At 73.6% G+C, this 15,891-nt stretch carries 17 protein-coding genes; 10 read left to right on the top strand and 7 right to left on the bottom strand.

The features are described from left to right. Positions 1-77: 77 nt before the first annotated feature. Genes IEZ03_RS25800 through IEZ03_RS25790 form a run of 3 tightly spaced genes read left to right on the top strand, consistent with a single transcriptional unit; the run spans position 78 to position 3,582 of the window. Positions 78-941, top strand: coding sequence for a HalD/BesD family halogenase (locus IEZ03_RS25800; RefSeq protein WP_184887508.1), 864 nt, complete (start codon positions 78-80; stop codon positions 939-941). Between the two features lie 8 nt (positions 942-949). After that, positions 950-1,759 (top strand): class I SAM-dependent methyltransferase, encoded by an 810-nt coding sequence (locus IEZ03_RS25795; protein WP_184887509.1) that lies wholly within the window; start codon positions 950-952, stop codon positions 1,757-1,759. A 23-nt stretch (positions 1,760-1,782) separates the two neighbouring features. After that, the gene (locus IEZ03_RS25790) at positions 1,783-3,582 is read left to right on the top strand and encodes a choline/carnitine O-acyltransferase (protein WP_184887511.1); all 1,800 of its coding nucleotides are present in this window, start codon (positions 1,783-1,785) and stop codon (positions 3,580-3,582) included. Between the two features lie 31 nt (positions 3,583-3,613). Here IEZ03_RS25790 and IEZ03_RS25785 read toward each other — a convergent pair whose 3' ends face one another. Genes IEZ03_RS25785 through IEZ03_RS25765 form a run of 5 tightly spaced genes read right to left on the bottom strand, consistent with a single transcriptional unit; the run spans position 3,614 to position 7,786 of the window. After that, complete coding sequence (locus tag IEZ03_RS25785; RefSeq protein ID WP_184887513.1) at positions 3,614-4,192, bottom strand: antibiotic biosynthesis monooxygenase; 579 nt, start codon at positions 4,190-4,192, stop codon at positions 3,614-3,616. Positions 4,193-4,240: 48 nt separating this feature from the next. Next, positions 4,241-5,458, bottom strand: a complete 1,218-nt coding sequence (locus IEZ03_RS25780) for an ABC transporter permease (protein WP_184887514.1) — start codon at positions 5,456-5,458, stop codon at positions 4,241-4,243. Further along, the gene (locus tag IEZ03_RS25775) at positions 5,455-6,144 is read right to left on the bottom strand and encodes an ABC transporter ATP-binding protein (protein ID WP_184887516.1); all 690 of its coding nucleotides are present in this window, start codon (positions 6,142-6,144) and stop codon (positions 5,455-5,457) included. Before IEZ03_RS25775 ends, IEZ03_RS25780 begins: the two co-directional genes overlap by 4 nt. Then, entirely contained in the window at positions 6,141-7,271 is a 1,131-nt protein-coding gene (locus tag IEZ03_RS25770) for a peptidoglycan-binding protein (RefSeq protein WP_184887518.1), read from the bottom strand. The genes IEZ03_RS25775 and IEZ03_RS25770 overlap by 4 nt, the downstream gene beginning before the upstream one ends. Then, positions 7,271-7,786 carry a hypothetical protein gene (locus IEZ03_RS25765; RefSeq protein WP_184887520.1) on the bottom strand — a complete coding sequence of 172 codons (516 nt, stop codon included), beginning with the start codon at positions 7,784-7,786 and terminating at the stop codon, positions 7,271-7,273. The genes IEZ03_RS25770 and IEZ03_RS25765 overlap by 1 nt, the downstream gene beginning before the upstream one ends. 165 nt (positions 7,787-7,951) lie before the next feature. On the opposite strand from IEZ03_RS25765, the gene IEZ03_RS25760 reads away from it, so the two are divergent. Further along, entirely contained in the window at positions 7,952-8,608 is a 657-nt protein-coding gene (locus tag IEZ03_RS25760) for a response regulator transcription factor (protein ID WP_132045806.1), read from the top strand. Beyond that, the gene (locus IEZ03_RS25755) at positions 8,605-9,804 is read left to right on the top strand and encodes a sensor histidine kinase (protein ID WP_184887522.1); all 1,200 of its coding nucleotides are present in this window, start codon (positions 8,605-8,607) and stop codon (positions 9,802-9,804) included. The genes IEZ03_RS25760 and IEZ03_RS25755 overlap by 4 nt, the downstream gene beginning before the upstream one ends. Here IEZ03_RS25755 and IEZ03_RS25750 read toward each other — a convergent pair. Further along, entirely contained in the window at positions 9,791-10,540 is a 750-nt protein-coding gene (locus IEZ03_RS25750; protein ID WP_184887524.1) for a nucleotidyl cyclase domain-containing protein, read from the bottom strand. The genes IEZ03_RS25755 and IEZ03_RS25750 overlap by 14 nt on opposite strands. Before the next feature lie 64 nt (positions 10,541-10,604). Further along, positions 10,605-11,420: an AraC family transcriptional regulator gene (locus tag IEZ03_RS25745; RefSeq protein WP_184887526.1), complete on the bottom strand. Its 816-nt coding sequence runs from the start codon at positions 11,418-11,420 to the stop codon at positions 10,605-10,607. A 327-nt stretch (positions 11,421-11,747) separates the two neighbouring features. Here IEZ03_RS25745 and IEZ03_RS25740 point away from each other — a divergent pair, with 327 nt between their 5' ends. Genes IEZ03_RS25740 through IEZ03_RS25720 form a run of 5 tightly spaced genes read left to right on the top strand, consistent with a single transcriptional unit; the run spans position 11,748 to position 15,717 of the window. After that, positions 11,748-13,085, top strand: coding sequence for an ATP-binding protein (locus IEZ03_RS25740; protein ID WP_184887528.1), 1,338 nt, complete (start codon positions 11,748-11,750; stop codon positions 13,083-13,085). Then, positions 13,082-13,516 carry a roadblock/LC7 domain-containing protein gene (locus tag IEZ03_RS25735; protein WP_229808579.1) on the top strand — a complete coding sequence of 145 codons (435 nt, stop codon included), beginning with the start codon at positions 13,082-13,084 and terminating at the stop codon, positions 13,514-13,516. Before IEZ03_RS25740 ends, IEZ03_RS25735 begins: the two co-directional genes overlap by 4 nt. Further along, positions 13,513-13,917: a DUF742 domain-containing protein gene (locus IEZ03_RS25730; protein WP_184887530.1), complete on the top strand. Its 405-nt coding sequence runs from the start codon at positions 13,513-13,515 to the stop codon at positions 13,915-13,917. The genes IEZ03_RS25735 and IEZ03_RS25730 overlap by 4 nt, the downstream gene beginning before the upstream one ends. Then, the gene (locus IEZ03_RS25725) at positions 13,895-14,491 is read left to right on the top strand and encodes a GTP-binding protein (RefSeq protein WP_184887532.1); all 597 of its coding nucleotides are present in this window, start codon (positions 13,895-13,897) and stop codon (positions 14,489-14,491) included. The genes IEZ03_RS25730 and IEZ03_RS25725 overlap by 23 nt, the downstream gene beginning before the upstream one ends. Further along, a complete protein-coding gene (locus IEZ03_RS25720) occupies positions 14,488-15,717 on the top strand; it encodes a cytochrome P450 (protein WP_184887534.1) in 1,230 nt (409 codons plus the stop codon). The genes IEZ03_RS25725 and IEZ03_RS25720 overlap by 4 nt, the downstream gene beginning before the upstream one ends. Positions 15,718-15,891 lie beyond the last annotated feature (174 nt).

Below are 15,891 nucleotides of genomic sequence, written 5' to 3'. Positions count from 1 at the left end.
CCGGAAAGGAGGGGCCGTGAATGGCCCGAAGGACTGTGCTAAACCCATCTGGGGTCGGCCGAGGCGGAAGGATCTTCATGGGTGCGGCGGAGGATTTCGCGGAGGTCGTCGACACCGGCCGCTATCCGCTGACCGATCCCGGCGGCCCCGGATGGGACGCCGCGGTTTCCCGGACCCGGGAGGCGCTGGCCGAATCGGGATGCTGCGTGCTTCCCGACTTCATCCGGCCCGCACTGCAGGACGCGCTGAGCGCGGAATGCGCGACGATCGCGCCGCGCGCCCATTACGACGTCGAAACGGTGAACGCCTACAACATCGACATCGGCACCCCATTGCCGGAAGACCACCCGGGGCGCATCACGATCGAGCGGGGCAACGCGTTCGTCGCCCGCGACCACATCCCCGCGGACTTCATCGTCCACCGGCTCTATTCCAGCGAACTGTTCCAGCGCTTCGTCGCGGCCTGCTTCGGGCTGCCGCGGGTGCACGAGCTCGCCGACCCGCTGTCGGCGCTCTGCCTCAACGTCGTCAAGCCCGGGATGGAGCATCCCTGGCATTTCGACACCAACGAGTTCACGGTCAGCCTGCTCACCCGGGAATCGGAGGAGGGCGGCGTCTTCGAGTACTGCCCGAACATCAGGTCGGCGGAGGCGGAGAACTTCGGCGACGTGCGCAGGGTGCTCACCGGGGACGGCGGCGATCTCATCCGCCGGCTGGCACTGCGCCCCGGCGACCTGCAGCTTTTCAAGGGACGGTACTCGCTGCACAGGGTGAGCACCGTCGGCGGCAACACCGCTCGGCACACGGCGATCCTCGCCTACAGCGAGCGTCCGGGGGTCATCGGCAGCGTCGCGCGCACGAAGCAGCTCTTCGGCCGCGTCCTGCCCGCACATCTGGCGGCGGAGGGGCGCGCCGTCCGGGTGGACCGGCTGCTGGATTAGGAGACCGCGTGCGCGTTGACACGACCGGAAAGATCTCGCTCGACCACATCTACACCTCGCCCGACCCGCGCGCCTATTTCGGCACGCTGCGCGAACTCGACTACAACATCCCGGAACTGGCGAAACCGCATTTCCGCCGGTTCATCGCGGAATACCGGCAGGCGCTCGGGGTGCCGCGCCCGACCGTTCTGGACATCGGCTGCTCCTACGGCATCAACGCGGCGCTGGTGAAATACGGCGCCACCATGGGCGAGCTGTACGATCGCTACGGCGGCCGCGACGCCCGCCGGCGCACCCGCGCGACGCTGCTGGCCCGCGACCGGGAGCTGACCCGTTCCCATGAAACCGCGAACGACCTGCGCTTCCTCGGCCTCGACGCCTCGGAAGAGGCCCTTTCCTACGCGCTGGAGGCCGGATTCCTGGACGGCGCCGTCCACGCCGATCTGGAGAACGGCGACCCGACCGACGAGCAGCGCGCGCAACTCGCGGGGACCGACCTGGTCATTTCCACCGGCTGCCTCGGATACGTCACCGAGCGCACCATTTCCCGCATCGTCGAGGCGCAGGACGGCCGCCGGCCGTGGATGGCGCATTTCGTGCTGCGGATGTTCCCGTTCGACCCGATCGCCGACACCCTCGCCGCCGCCGGGTACGAGACCGTCCGGCACGACGGGCTGTTCCGGCAGCGGCGCTTCGCGACACCGCAGGAGCGGTCGCTCGTCCTGGACCGCCTCGCGGCGGCCGGCGTCGACCCGGCCGGGCTGGAGACCACCGGCTGGTTCTACGCGCGCCTCTACATCTCCAAGCCGTGCACCTGAGCACTGACAACACGAGGATCGAAGTGAACGCCAGCGAAGAGATCTCGACCCGCACCTTCGGCAACGAGGAGCACCTGCCGCGGGTGCCGCTGCCGACGCTCGACGCGACGTGCGCGAAGTTCATGGAGTGGTGCGGGCCGCTGCTGACCGCGGAGGAGCGGGCGCGGACCGAGTCCGCGCTGGCGGAGTTCGCCCGCCCGGGCGGCCCCGGCCGCGCGCTGCACGCGGCGCTCGAACGCTACGACGCGGCGGAGGGCGTGCACAGCTGGCTCGACACCTTCTGGCCGTACCGCTACCTCGGCCGGCGGGACCGCATCGCCCTGAACGCCAACTTCTTCTTCCTGTTCAAGGAGTCGGCCGACGGGCAGGCCGAGCGCGCCGCCGGGCTCATCGCCGGCGCCCTCGACTACAAGCTGCGGCTGGACGCCGAGGAGGTCCCGCCGGCCGTGCAGCGCGGACGCCCGCTGACGATGGAGCAGCACAAGTACCTGTTCTCCACGACCCGCATCCCCGGCGCCGGGCAGGACACCGTCCGCGCCCCCTACACCGCGGAGTGGCCGGGGCCGTCGCGGGCCCGCCACATCGTGGTGTTCTTCCGCGGCAACATGATCCGGATGGACGTCCTCGGCCCGGACGGCCGCCCGCACACGCTGGACGAGCTGACGGCCGGCCTCCAGACGATCATGAAGGCGGAGGCGGCGCCGGAGCCGTCCGCCGGGCACCTCACCACCATGGCCCGCGCCGAGTGGGCCGAGAGGCGCCGCGCCCTGATCGCGCTCGACCCCCGCAACGCCGAGGCGATCGACGAGGTGGAGGCGGCGCTGTTCTGCGTCTGCCTGGAGAACTTCGTCCCCAAGAACACCCTCGACGCCTGCGACCACCTGCTCCACGGCGACAGCGGCAACCGCTGGTTCGACAAGGCCGTGTCGTTCGTCGTCTTCGGCGACGGCACCGCGGGCATCAACGTCGAGCACTGCGAGCTGGACGGCACGACGATCCTCGCCTTCGTGGACGCGCTGCTGGACGCGCCGCCCGAACTGGTCTCCCGCCGCTCGGGCGCCGTGTCGCAGGGGCTCCCGGTCATCGAGCCGATCGAGTTCGTCCTCGACGACGCCCTGCGGGACGACATCGAGGACGCCGCGGCGGCCTTCGCCGCCTACGGCGCGGCGACCGCCACCGCCACGGTGTCGTTCGAGGACTTCGGCTCCGCCCACATCAAGCCGCTGAAGATGTCGCCGGACGCGTTCGTGCAGATGGCCTACCAGCTCGCGCACCGGCGGGCGAAGGGGATCACCGGCGCCACCTACGAGTCGATCGCGACCCGCCAGTACCGGCACGGGCGCACCGAGGCGATGCGCGTCGTCACCCCGGAGGTCCTGCGGTTCGTGGACCTGATGGAGGACCCGGACGCCGGCGCCGAGGCCCGCCGGGACGCGTTCCGCGCCGCCGCCGAGGCCCACGTCCGGCGCGCCAAGGAGTGCCAGAGCGGCCAGGCCCCCGAGCAGCACCTCTGGGAGCTGCAGATGATCCAGCGGCGGCGCGGCAAGGAGCTCGGCGTCACCGAGCCGCTCGGCCTGTTCGAGTCGCCGGGCTGGCTGACGATGCGGGACGACTACCTGAGCACCAGTTCGGCGCCGTCGGTCAACATCCGGTACTTCGGCTTCGGGTCGACCAGCGAGCAGTGCATCGGCGTCGCCTACGTGCTGCTCCCGGACCGGTTCAACGTCTACCTCAGCACGCCGCAGGCGGTGGCGGACGCGATGCACGTGTTCGCCGACCGCCTCCGCGAGGCCGTCACGGAACTCCGCGAACTGCTCGCCTGACCGCCTGCTCGCCTGACCGCCGGGGCGGACGTCACCGGCCCGGCCGCGCGGGCCGGTGGGTCCGCCCGGACGGGTACAGCCAGCGCCTCAGCAGCCTGCTCAGCGCCGGCATGACGAACACGGTGAGCAGCGGGATCACCAGGAGCGGGAACGTCAGCGCCTGCAGCGGCGGCGGCCACGACCTCGTCAGCGGGGTGACGAACGTGTTCAGCAGGAGGCTGAGCGGATACACCGCGCAGAACGTCACGGCGATCATCTTGAGCTTCGACGGCGCCGGAACCGACTCCCCGGGCAGGCTGAACCACGTCTCCATCCCGGTGGTGTCCTGCCGGTGCTCGTCGGCGACCTCGCGGATGCGGTCGATCGTCTCCGCGCGCTCGGCGGACTCCAGCCACCGGTCGAGCCGCTCCTGGCCGGCGAAGTTGACGACGGTGTAGTACCGGTTCCGCGCCCCCTCGGCGCGCAGCCACACCGCGCCCAGGTGCCCGGGGAACCGGACCGCGGCGCGGTGCAGCCGCTCCGCGCGCTCCTCGAAGTCGCGTTCCCGGCCGGGCCTGACGTCCCACGTGAGCACGAGCGTGACGGGGTCTTCCGGTTCCCCTTCGTCCATGCCCCGGAACCTCACCGGTTCCGGGGCCGTCATGCGCCGGCACCGGGATCAGGCGGCGGCGAGCGCCTCGGTCGGGCTGAGGCGGGACGCCCGCACTGCCGGGTACAGCCCGGCGACCGCGCCGATGACCAGGGTGGCCGCGACGCCGCCCGCCACCGCCCACGCCGGGACGACCGACGGCCAGCCCTGGCAGAGGGCGTACGCGGCGGTGATGAGCACGCCGGTGAGCGCGCCGGCCGCGCCGCCCAGCGCCGACAGCAGCAGCGACTCGGCGAGGAACTGCGTGCGGATCTGGCCGCGGGTCGCGCCCAGGGAACGGCGCAGGCCGATCTCCGAGCGGCGCTCCAGGACCGAGATGACCATCGTGTTGGCCACCCCGACGCCGCCGACGAGCAGCGCGACCGCGCCGAGGCCGAGCAGCAGCCCGGTGAACGCCTCGCCCGCGGCCTGCTTGGCGGCCAGCGCGTCCGACGGGCGCGACACGTCCACCTCGTTCGGCGCCTGCGGGTTCGCGGTCGGGCCCAGCACGTCCCGGACGTCCTCGACGCTCGCCTCCCGCGAGCGGGTGTAGATCGTCGTCGGGTGCCCGTCGAAGCCCAGCGCGGACTCGGCCGCGGGCCAGCCGACCAGCGCGGCCGTGTCCAGCTCGGGGGCCAGCGGCGCCGGGGCCAGGATGCCGATGACGGTGAACCTGCGGCCCCCGACGAGGATCTGCACGTCCGGGTCCGGACGGCCGATCCCGAGCCGCTCCGCGGCGGTCGCGCCGAGCACGACCGCCGGGTACGCGCCCGTCGCGGGGTTCAGCCAGGCGCCGCCCGCGAGCTCGGCCCCCGTGGCGGCCCGGAGGTCGGTGCGCGCCGCGTAGGCGGCGATGCCCTTCGTCTCGGTCTCCGGCACGCGGTCCGTCCGGTAGACCTTCGCCTCGTCCAGCAGGCCGATCGCCGACACCTCCCGGACCGGCGCGATCCGCGCCACCATCGCCTCCGATTCGAGCGGCAGCTGCGCCTTCTCCCCGGTCAGCGTGCTGCCGGGCGAGACCGTCAGGAGGTTCGTGCCGAGCGCGGCGAGCGTCCGGTCGAGGTCGGCGCGGGAGGACGACGACACGCCGACGACCGCGACCATCGCCGCGATCCCGATCGCGATGCCGAGCGCCGACAGGAACGCCCGCATCGGGCGGGTGCGCAGGCCCACCGCGCCCACCCGGAGCACGTCTCCCGGCCACATCCGCGCGGGCCGGAGCGCGGGCCGCAACACGGGGGCGGTCATCGGCCCGCCTCCGCGAGCGCGGCGGCCGCCGAGTCGCCGACGATGCGGCCGTCGCGCATCCGGACCCGGCGGGGCAGGCCCGCGGCGATCTCCCGGTCGTGCGTGATGATCACGACCGTGGTCCCGGCGGCGTGCAGCTCGCGGAGGAGCGCCATCACCCCGCCTCCCGACGCCGAGTCGAGCGCGCCGGTCGGCTCGTCGGCGAGGAGAAGCGCGGGCTCGCCCGCCACCGCCCGCGCGATCGCGACGCGCTGCCGCTCGCCGCCGGACAGCTCGTGCGGCTCATGGTCCAGCCGGTGGCCGAGGCCGACGCGCTCCAGCGCCGCCGCCGCCCGCCGGCGCCGCACCGCCGCGCGGAGCCCGGTGTACAGCAGGCCGTCCGCGACGTTGTCGATCGCCCGGGTGCCCGCCGCAAGGTGGAAGTGCTGGAAGACGAAGCCGATCGCGGCCGCCCGGAGCGCCGACAGCTTCGCGTCCGGCAGCCGTCCCACGTCGTGCCCGGCGATGCGGACGCCGCCCGAGGTGGGCCGGTCGAGCGTGCCGAGGACGTGCAGCATCGTCGACTTCCCCGAGCCGGACGGCCCGGCGATCGCGACCAGCTCCCCGGCGGCGACGCGCAGCGACACGCCGTCCAGGGCGCGGACGCCGCCGGGGTAGCGCTTGGTCACGTCCCGCAGCTCGATCATTTCGGCACCCCCACGACCGTGCCCGCCGCGATCCCCGGGCCGGAGACCTCGACCTTCCCGTCCGCGAACAGGCCGGCCTCCACCGGGACATAGGACGAGGTGGAGCCCTTGACGACCTCTACACCGAAGCCGCCCTCGCTGAGCGCGACCAGCGCGGAGACCGGCACGGTCAGCACGTTCTCGCGCTCCCCGGCGGTGAAGGTGACGTCGACGGAGGCCAGGGCGTACGCGGCGGCGGCCTTCTTCGCCTTCCCGGAGTCGAGCCAGATGGTCACCTCCACCCGGGTCGTCGGCTCCTCGCCCTGCTCGCCCGGGTCGATCACCGTCGTGACCTCGTCGATCTTCGCGGTGACCTCCTCGTTCTCCGGGAGCGTCACCTCGACGGCCGCGCCCTTCTTCGCCATCCGCTGGTCGGCGGTGTCCAGCTCGACGGTCACGGCCTTGGCGGTGCCGGTGTAGGACAGCACCTTCTTGCCGGGTGCCGCGGGCTCGCCCGGGTTCGCCTGGACGCCGTCGATCCGCACGGCCCCGGACGCGTACGCGACGCGCCCGAGCTCCACGATCCCGGTCTCCGCCACCCCGAGGTCGTCCTGCCATTCCCGGACGGCGGCGGCCGTGGCGTCGGTGTACTCGGCGTCGACGGTGAAACCGCCGTAGCCGAGCGCGCTGAGGTTCGCCTCGAACCGCTTGACGTCGGAGCCCTCGGCGCCGACCGCCAGCGGACGGTAGGAGGGCTTGGACCCGTACAGCAGCACGACCGGGTCGTTGTCGACCTCGTACAGCTCCTCCCCCCGGGTGATCTCGTCGCCGCTGTCGGGAAGGCTGGTCAGCACGCCCTTCGCCTGGCTCGTCGCGACGTGCACCGGGCCGTAGCCGAGCCGCCCCTCCTCGCTGAGCGTGTCCCTGAGCGTCTGCTCGGTCACCTTCGCGGTGGCCGGCGGAAGCGCGGCCGCGGCCGCCGCGCCGGAGTCCCCGCCGGTGCCGAGCGCCGCGGCCGCGGCGGTCCCGCCGGCCGCGGCCAGGGCGCCGGCGGCGAGGGCGATCTTCAGCCGCGGCCGGCCCCGGCGGCGGCGCGGCGGGTGCTCCTCCTCCCTGTCCGGAGCGCGCTCGGCGGTGGTCTCCCCCATCACTTCCCGCCGCCCTGCAGCACCTTCTCGCACGCCTGCCGCGCCCGTTCGAAGGTGGCGTCGTCATCGCCCTTCTTCCGCTGGATCCGGATGCCCGGCTCGTTCGGGTCGGGGTCCGGGAAGTCCTCCACCCCGTTCTGGCGCATGCACTCGGCGAACTCGCGGGCGCGCTCCTGCTGCTGCGGGTCCGGCGGCCCCGAGGCGTTCGCCTGCGGGCTGTACTCGCGGCACGCCTCCATGGCCTTGTCCATCTTCGCTCGCTCGCCCTCGCCGCCCTTGACCTTGAACTGGACGCGGCCGCCGGGCTTCGGGTCCTCCATGTCGACGCCGTGGTCGCGCATGCACTGGGCGAACTTCACGCCCATCTCTTCCCTGCCGAGCTTCTCGCCGCCCGCCGCGGCCCCCTGCTCCGCGCCGCCCGCCGAGGCGACGCCCGAGCCGCCGTCGTCCTCCGAGCATCCGGTCAGCGTCAGCGCCAGCGCGAGCGGCAGGACCGCCAGTATCCGAAGTCGCATGTGCCCTTCCCTCGTCTCCCCGGCCGGAGCGGTTCCGGCCCGGTGGGCAGCGATGCAACCCGGTCCGGCGTTTCCCCCGCGTTTCCGCGTCCCGGCGCCGATCACTAACGGAAACGAAACAGCGCCTCCGGCACACTCGCGGCGGGAGAAGGCGGAGGGAGCCTCATGCGGGTGCTGGTGGCGGAGGACGAACGGCTGCTCGCCGACGCGATCGCCGAATGGCTGCGCGGCGACGCGCACGCGGTCGATCTCGCCTACGACGGGGCCGCCGCGCTGGAACGCGTCGGCGTGCACGACTACGACGTGGTCGTCCTGGACCGCGATCTTCCCCTCGTGCACGGCGACGACGTCTGCCGGGAGGTCGTGCGGGGCGGGACCGCGGCGCGCGTCCTGATGCTGACCGCCGCCGCCGAGATCACCGACCGCGTCGCCGGCCTCGGGCTCGGCGCCGACGACTACCTCACCAAGCCGTTCGCGTTCGCCGAGCTGGCCGCCCGCGTCCACGCCCTCGGCCGCCGCTGCCGCCCGGCCGCGCCGCCGACGCTGCACCGCGCCGGCATCACCCTCGACCCGGCGCGCCGCGAGGTGTTCCGGGACGGGCGCTACGTCCCCCTCGCCAGGAAGGAGTTCGCCGTCCTCACCGAGCTGCTCCGCGCCGACGGCGCCGTCGTGTCGGCCGAGCAGCTGCTGGAGAAGGTGTGGGACGAGCACGCCGACCCGTTCACCGGGGCCGTCCGCCTCACCGTCCTGAAACTGCGCCGCAAGCTCGCCGACCCGCCCGTCGTCGAGACCGTCAAGGGGGCGGGGTACCGGATCCCATGAGGCTGTCGCTCCACGCCCGGCTCACCCTCACCTACGGCCTGCTGTTCCTCGTCGCGGGCGTGCTGCTCCTCGGCGTCACCTATGTCCTGTTCGAGCAGCAGCTCTCCCGCGGCAACACCAAGTTCCTCGCCACCCACACCGGCCCGGGCCCGGCCGCGCAGGCACCCCGGGACAGCGCCCGGATCGCCGACGAGACCAGGCGCCTGTTCGAGAAGGAGCGCGGCGAACTGCACGATGCGGCCATCTCCTCCCTGCTCACCCAGGGCTCGATCGCGCTGCTGGCCGTCGGGGCGGCCGCCGTGGGCTTCGGCTGGCTCATCGCCGGCCGGATCCTCGCCCCGCTGCACCGCGTCACCGACACCGCCCGCCGCATCGCCGGCTCCCCCGCCGCCGACCGCGGCCTGCACGAGCGGATCGCGCTGACCGGCCCCCGCGACGAGGTCAAGGAGCTCGCCGACACCTTCGACACGATGCTCGAACGCCTCGACCGCTCCTTCGACGGCCAGCGCCGCTTCGTCGCCAACGCCTCCCACGAGCTGCGCACCCCGCTCACCCTGGGCCGCGCCATGGTGGAGATGGCGATGCACCGCGAGTCGGCGTCGCCGGACGTCCGGCGGCTCGGCGAGACCCTGCTGCAGATCAACGCCCGCCACGAGCGCCTCATCACCGGGCTGCTCCTGCTCGCCCGCTCCGAGCACGAGATCACCGCCCGCGCCCCGGTCGACCTGGCCGACATCGTCGACCACGTGACGTCCCAGACCGCCCCGGAGGCGAAGGACGCCGGCATCACCATCGAGACCGAAACGGCCGAGGCCGTCACGACCGGCGACGCCCTCCTCCTGGAACGGGTCGTGCAGAACCTCCTGGAGAACGGCCTGCGCCACAACACGGAGGACGGCTGGGTGAAGATCTCCTGCCGGGCCCGGAACGACGACGTGGTCCTCCACGTCGCCAACTCCGGCCCGGTCGTCCCGCCCTACGAGATCCCCGCCCTCTTCGAGCCCTTCCGCCGCCTCGACGCCGACCGCGTGGTGACCGCTAAGGGCGTCGGCCTCGGCCTCTCCATCGTCCAGTCGATCGTCCAGGCCCACGACGGCACGATCACGGCGGTCCCCCGCCCGGCCGGCGGCCTGGCCGTCACCATCGCGCTCCCCCGCTCGCCGGCGCCGGTGCGGGACGCCGTCAGCGCTCGTTGATGATCTTGTTGCCGAGGACCAGGTCGCCGTGGACCTCGACGTCGGCGCTGAAAACTGTGGAGCCCTGGGAGCGGCCGGGGTCGGGCGAGCGCGGCGCGGCGGCCCGGCGAACCGGGAGGCCGGTGCCGGCCAGGTACATCCATCCCTCGGTGGCCGTCTCCTTGACCTCGACGGTCACCCGTTCGAAGGAGGCGCGGTCCACGGGGCCTTGCAGGTGGGCCACGAAGGCGTCGTAGACGAACGGGGAGACGATGAAGCCGAGGTCGGCGCCCCTTTCGGCGAGGGCGGTCTTCAGCGCCGGGGCCTCCAGGAGGCGGGCGGCCTGGATGATCGCCTGGCCGTTGAGCCCCTCGACGTCGGGGGTGATGGGGCCGACGTGCAGGGCCGCGCGGAGCTGGATCCGGACGGCCTCGCTCGCGCGGTGGTTGTGCCGGCGCAGCGCGACGGCCAGGTGGCCGGCGAGCGGGTCGACGAGGGCCGAGGTCGGGACGGCGGGCGAGACGATCACCAGGGCGCCGTCCCCGCGGTCCTCGCGGTAGGTGTGGGCGAGGTCCACGCCCGAGGCTTCGAGCGCGGTCAGGAGGATGCGGTAGGTGGTCTCGCGGACGACGCGGCGGTCCTCGTCGTCGCGGGACGGGTCGCCGAAACCGGCGACGTCGCAGAACAGGACGGAGCAGTTCAGGCCCGACCAGGCCGTGAGGGCGCGGGGCGGCGCCGGATCGAGGGATGCGTCCACGGTACGAGTGAAGGCCGGGACGGGGACGGCGTCCATGTCATGCGACACACTCGGGCGCCGCCGTTCAGCGGGAGGCGGTGAGCCTGCGGAGGTCGCGGGGGGTGACGCCGTAGCGGCGGCGGAACGCGTGGCTGAGGGCGCTCGCGGAGGAGAAGCCGGTCGCGTGCGCGAGGTCGGTGATGGTGACGTCGCGGTCGAGGGGGTTGCGCAGCCGGTCCCGGACGACGCGGAGCCGCTCCTCGCGGATGAGGTCGCGGGGGGTCGTCCCGGCGCGCTGGAGGGCGAGCTGGATCTGGCGCAGCGACCAGCCGAGGTCCTGCGCCATCGCGGCGCCGGTGAGGCCGGGGTCGGTGGCGTGCTCGCGGACGTAGCGGCGCACGACCGCCTCCACCTGGGCGAGGTGGCCGGGCGCGGGCGGCCGCTGCCCGCCCGCGACGACGAGGCACAGCAGCTCGGTGATCCGGTCGCAGGCGGCGTCGAACTGCGGCTCGGGGAGCGGCTCGTCGCCGACGGCGCGGACCATGTCGGCGACGACGCGGCCGAGGCCCGCGGACAGGTCGAGGTCGGCGGCGAGCGCCGCCTCGGGGTGCAGGCGTCCGTCCACCTCGTGCGCCGGGATCGTCATGACGAGCGCGCGGGCGGGACGGTGCTGGACGACCCGCACCCGCGCCGCCGGCGACAGCAGGCCGCCCGTCCCCGGGCGGAGCCGCGCCCGGCCGCCGTCGCGGAGCACGAGCAGTTCTCCTTCCAGCGGGAGGAGGAAGCGGTAGGCGTCGTCGGTTCCGACAGGGCGGACGTGGTCGGCCCGGTCCGACCGGTACAGGACGAGCCGGTACGCCGAGCTGCTCTGCCGGACCGGCCCGCCGAGGAAGTCGTCCACCGCAGGCCCTTCCGCCGCTCGCTCCGCGCGCCGGCGACCGCCCGGCACCCGCTGATCACCGCCCTGACCGCCGCCTGGCAGCGTAGTACGCACCCCGCCGACGATTCAGGCGAATCCAGCGGAAAGTGACGCGATTCAGACGGCGCGTGATCGTGCGATGCGCCCCGCGGCAAGATCTCTGCGCGTGAGCACAAGCGCGGCCGTGCGCGATCGTCCTACGGTGCCCGGACCGCGGCGTATTTCCGCGCCGTCCGGCACCCACCCCACCCGGCCAAGAGGCGGTCCGCTCCGGCCCGCCTCGCCCGAATCGTGTGCACCGAGGATCTGATGGAGCAATTCCTCCTGGCGACCGCGTTCGTCCTCGTGGCGGGCGCCGGCATCGCCGCCGCGGTCCTGCTGCTGCGCCAGCGGCGGGCGACCGCCGCGCTGCGCGAGCGGACCGCCGCGCTGGAGCGCGGCCTGGAGCTGCGGGAGAAGGAGCTGCGGCACCTGGCCGACGTCCGGCTGCCCGAGCTCATGGAGTCGCTGAGCAACCCGGGCGTGCGGGTCGCGCGCCCGCTGCACGACCTGGAACGCGAGGCGCCCGAGTTCGCGCGGTCGCTGCAGACCGTGACGGACCTGTTCGCCGGGTCCGCGGCGCGCGTGAAGGAACGCGCGGACCGGTCCGCGAAGTCGACGCTGCGGGCGATGATGCGCGCCGTGCAGAGCCTCGCGAACGAGCAGCAGCTCGCCATCTCGACCATGCAGGAGCGCCACGACGACCCGGACGTGCTGGAGGGCCTGCTCCGCGTCGACCACATGAACGCCCAGCTCGGACGGCGCGCCCAGGCCACCGCCGTGCTGTGCGGGTCGTGGCCGGGGCAGCAGCGGTCGGCGTCCTCCATGACCGACGTGGTGCGCGGCGCGACGTCCCGCATCCGCGACTACCTCCGGGTCAACCTGGAGGGGACGGTGAACAGCGCGGTGACGAGCCGGGCCGTGGAGCCGGTCGTGCTGACGCTGGCCGAGCTGCTCGACAACGCCGCGCGGCACTCGCGGCCCGACACCTCCGTCGAGGTCAACTTCCGCTCCACGCACAACGGCGTCGCCATCACGATCGACGACGCCGGGGTCGCGATGGACGCCGACGAACTCCAGCGCGCGTCCGACCTGCTGTCGGGCGAGGCGACGGTGGACATCCACCGGCTCGGCGACCCCCCGCAGGTCGGGTTCGCGGTGGCGGGGGTGCTCGCCGCCCGCTACGGGTTCCGGGTGTCGGTCGACTCGCGCTCGCCCTACGGCGGTGTGCGGGCCGTGGTGTTCGTCCCGAGCGCGCTGATCACCGAGATCCCGGACGAGCGCCCGCCGGAGGCCGTGCCCGCGCCCCGCCCGGCGGCGGAGAGCGGCGCCGGGCCGGAGGACGGCCCGTCCACGGCGGGCGGCCTGCCCAAGCGGAGCCGCGTCGCGGTCGCCGAACGGCCCGGCGGCACGGACGAGCGGCCCGGCACGAACGAGGGGCCCGGCACGGCGGACACCGGGGAGTGGCCCGCGGCCAGACCGGCCCGGGAGACCGCGGCGGGCCTCGGCGCCTGGCAGCGCGGGACGCGGTCCGGCCGCGCCGCCGCCCCGTCCGGGGACGCGGAGGCCGAGGGGCCCGCCATCGAGAGCAAGGACCTGCGGCCATGAACGAGGGGTGGAACGGCGCGATGGACGACGGGACGAACCGGCTCGGCTGGATGCTGGACGACGCGCTGCGCATGCCGGAGACGCGCTACGCGATCCTGCTGTCGGCCGACGGGCTGCTCATGGCCCACTCCGAGCGGATCAGCCGGGACGACGCCGAGCGGCAGGCCGCGGGCATGTCGGGCCTGCAGTCGCTCGCCCGCAGCACCGCCGAGTTCTGCGGCGCCCCGGACACCACCTGGCGGCAGACGGTCAACGAGTTCGACGACGGGTACGTGTTCCTCGTCGCCGCCGGGCCCGGCGCGTACCTGGCGGTGTCGGCGACGCAGCACGTGGACATGGAGACCGTGTCGTTCCGGCTGCAGGAACTCGTGCAGCGGCTGGGCAAGGAGATGACCAGCCCGCCGCGACCGGGCGCGGGCCGTCCCGCATGACCCGCCGCAGGAACGAGCGGGCGCTGGTCCGGCCGCACGTCGTCACCGGCGGCCGCGCCCACCCGACCCGCAACGTCTTCGACCTCGTCACCCTGGTCATCTTCAACGGCGACCTGCCCCGTCATGCTGGGGGGACGACCCCCCAGACCCCCCGGCAACCGCTTTCGACAGCCGGGCTGTCCCCGGAGAAGCTCCGCATCATCGAGCTGTGCCGCGGCGGCGCGCTGTCGGTCGTCGAGATCGCCGGGCACCTCGGCCTGCCCGTCGGGGTCACCAAGGTCCTGCTGTCCGACCTCGTCGACGACGGGCACCTCACCACCAGGGCCGGCTCGGCGGACGGCCGGCAGTCCAGGGTCCGGCTCCTACAGGAGGTGCTCGATGGACTCCGCGCTCGCCTCTGACACGCCCTACCTGCGCGAGACCGTGCGGACCGCCCTCAAAATCCTCGTCGTCGGGCACTTCGCGGTCGGCAAGACCACCTTCGTCGGGACGCTCTCGGAGATCCGCCCGCTGCGCACCGAGGAGCGGATGACGCAGGCGGGCGCGCTGGTCGACGACCTCGCCGGCATCGAGGACAAGACGACCACCACGGTCGCCATGGACTTCGGCCGCCTCACGCTGAGCGACTCCCTCGTCCTCTACCTGTTCGGCGCCCCCGGGCAGCAGCGCTTCACCCGGCTCTGGGACGACCTGGCGCGCGGCGCCCTCGGCGCGCTGGTCCTCGTCGACACCGCGCGCCTCAAGCAGTCGTTCGAGATCATGGACCTGGTGGAGCGGCAGGGCCTGCCGTACGCGGTGGCGGTCAACCACTTCGACGCGTCGCCGCGCTTCCCGGACGCCGAGGTCCGCGAGGCCCTCGACCTCGCGCCCGGCACGCCGCTGGTGTCCTGCGACGCCCGCGACCGGCGGTCGTCCACCCAGGCGCTGATCTCGCTCGTCGACCACCTCCTCACCCTCGACCCGGAGACGCCGTGACCGACCAGCCCCGCTACGGCGAGCCCACCACTGGCGACGGGCCCGCGACCGAGGCGCCCGCCGGCCCGGAGCGCTTCCCGATGTACGGGCCGGAGTTCGCGCGGGACCCGCAGGCCCTCTACGCGCGGATGCGCGCGCACGGCGACTTCGCGCCCGTCGAGATCGCGCCGGGCGTCCCGGCGACGCTCGTCCTCGGGTACGACGCGGCGCTGGAGATCATGCGCGACCCCGACCGGTTCCCCCGCTGCAGCGAGGTGTGGGAGGAGGAGGTCGGGCCGGAGTGCCCGGTGCTGCCGATGATGATGACGCGGCCCAACGCGCTGTTCACCAACGGCGCCGTCCACGCCCGGCTCCGGTCGGTGATCGTCGACAGCCTGGAGCGCGTCGACCCCGCGGCCCTGCGCGAGCACGTCGCGGACGCCGCGAACACCCTCATCGACCGGTTCGCTGCCGACGGCAAGGCCGACCTCATCCAGTACGCCCGCACGCTCCCGCTGCTGGTGTTCAACGAGATGTTCGGCTGCCCCCACGCCATCGGCGACAAGCTCGTCCGCGGCATGAGCGCCATCTTCGACACCGTCGGCGCGGAAGAGGGCAACGCGCTGCTCGCGGAGGCCACCCTCGAACTCGTCGCGCACAAGCGCGAGCAGCCCGGCGCGGACGTCACGTCCTGGATGATGCGCCACCCCGCCGCGCTGGACGACTTCGAGATGGCGCACCAGCTCACGCTGCTGGTCGGCGCCGGAACCGAGCCGGAGCAGAACCTCATCGCCAACGGCATCCTGCTCCTGCTGTCGGACGACCGGTTCGGCGGCGACCTCGCCGGCGGCAGCCTCCCCGTCGAGGACGCCCTCGACGAGATCCTGTGGACCGACCCGCCGATGGCCAGCTACGGGACGACGTTCCCCCGCCAGGACATCGACTTCCGCGGGTACCGGCTGCCCGCCCACCAGCCCGTCCTCATCAGCTACGCGGCCGCGAACACCGACCCGTCCCGGCGGGTCGGCGACCGGAAGGGCAACCGCGCGCACCTGTCGTTCTCCGGCGGCCCCCACACCTGCCCCGCCAAGAGCCACGCCCGGCTCATCGCGTCGGTGGCCATGGAAACCCTCCTGGACCGCCTCCCCGAACTGGACCTGGCCGTCCCGGCCGCCGACCTGGAATGGCGCCCCGGCCCCTTCCACCGCGCCCTGACTACCCTGCCTGTTTGTTTCGCAGTGCCCTAGGCGCTCGGGCCCTGGGGGCCCTCCCTTCGGCGGGCATTGCGCGCGATCGCTGCATCGCTCCGGCTCGCCCAGGGGCTCGCTGCGCGATCAGGTTTCTTGCTTCGCTCGAAACCTGCCTTCGGACGCGATCGCAGGCGTCAGGGTCGTCGCGGGGTCGCTGTAGTGGCTGGTCTG

Origin of the sequence: Actinomadura livida (assembly GCF_014648675.1) — a bacterium.
Taxonomy (GTDB): domain Bacteria; phylum Actinomycetota; class Actinomycetes; order Streptosporangiales; family Streptosporangiaceae; genus Spirillospora; species Spirillospora livida.
The sequence above is the reverse complement of the archived record's forward strand: the minus strand, read 5'-3'. Positions and strand labels throughout refer to the sequence as shown.

Excerpts from the sequence above, each read along its gene's own strand:
- IEZ03_RS25800 (WP_184887508.1), top strand. The coding sequence starts at position 78 with ATGGGTGCGGCGGAGGATTTCGCGGAGGTCGTCGACACCGGCCGCTAT.
- IEZ03_RS25785 (WP_184887513.1), bottom strand. The coding sequence starts at position 4,192 with ATGGACGAAGGGGAACCGGAAGACCCCGTCACGCTCGTGCTCACGTGG.
- IEZ03_RS25780 (WP_184887514.1), bottom strand. The coding sequence starts at position 5,458 with ATGACCGCCCCCGTGTTGCGGCCCGCGCTCCGGCCCGCGCGGATGTGG.
- IEZ03_RS25775 (WP_184887516.1), bottom strand. The coding sequence starts at position 6,144 with ATGATCGAGCTGCGGGACGTGACCAAGCGCTACCCCGGCGGCGTCCGC.
- IEZ03_RS25770 (WP_184887518.1), bottom strand. The coding sequence starts at position 7,271 with ATGGGGGAGACCACCGCCGAGCGCGCTCCGGACAGGGAGGAGGAGCAC.
- IEZ03_RS25765 (WP_184887520.1), bottom strand. The coding sequence starts at position 7,786 with ATGCGACTTCGGATACTGGCGGTCCTGCCGCTCGCGCTGGCGCTGACG.
- IEZ03_RS25760 (WP_132045806.1), top strand. The coding sequence starts at position 7,952 with ATGCGGGTGCTGGTGGCGGAGGACGAACGGCTGCTCGCCGACGCGATC.
- IEZ03_RS25755 (WP_184887522.1), top strand. The coding sequence starts at position 8,605 with ATGAGGCTGTCGCTCCACGCCCGGCTCACCCTCACCTACGGCCTGCTG.
- IEZ03_RS25740 (WP_184887528.1), top strand. The coding sequence starts at position 11,748 with ATGGAGCAATTCCTCCTGGCGACCGCGTTCGTCCTCGTGGCGGGCGCC.
- IEZ03_RS25735 (WP_229808579.1), top strand. The coding sequence starts at position 13,082 with ATGAACGAGGGGTGGAACGGCGCGATGGACGACGGGACGAACCGGCTC.
- IEZ03_RS25730 (WP_184887530.1), top strand. The coding sequence starts at position 13,513 with ATGACCCGCCGCAGGAACGAGCGGGCGCTGGTCCGGCCGCACGTCGTC.
- IEZ03_RS25725 (WP_184887532.1), top strand. The coding sequence starts at position 13,895 with ATGGACTCCGCGCTCGCCTCTGACACGCCCTACCTGCGCGAGACCGTG.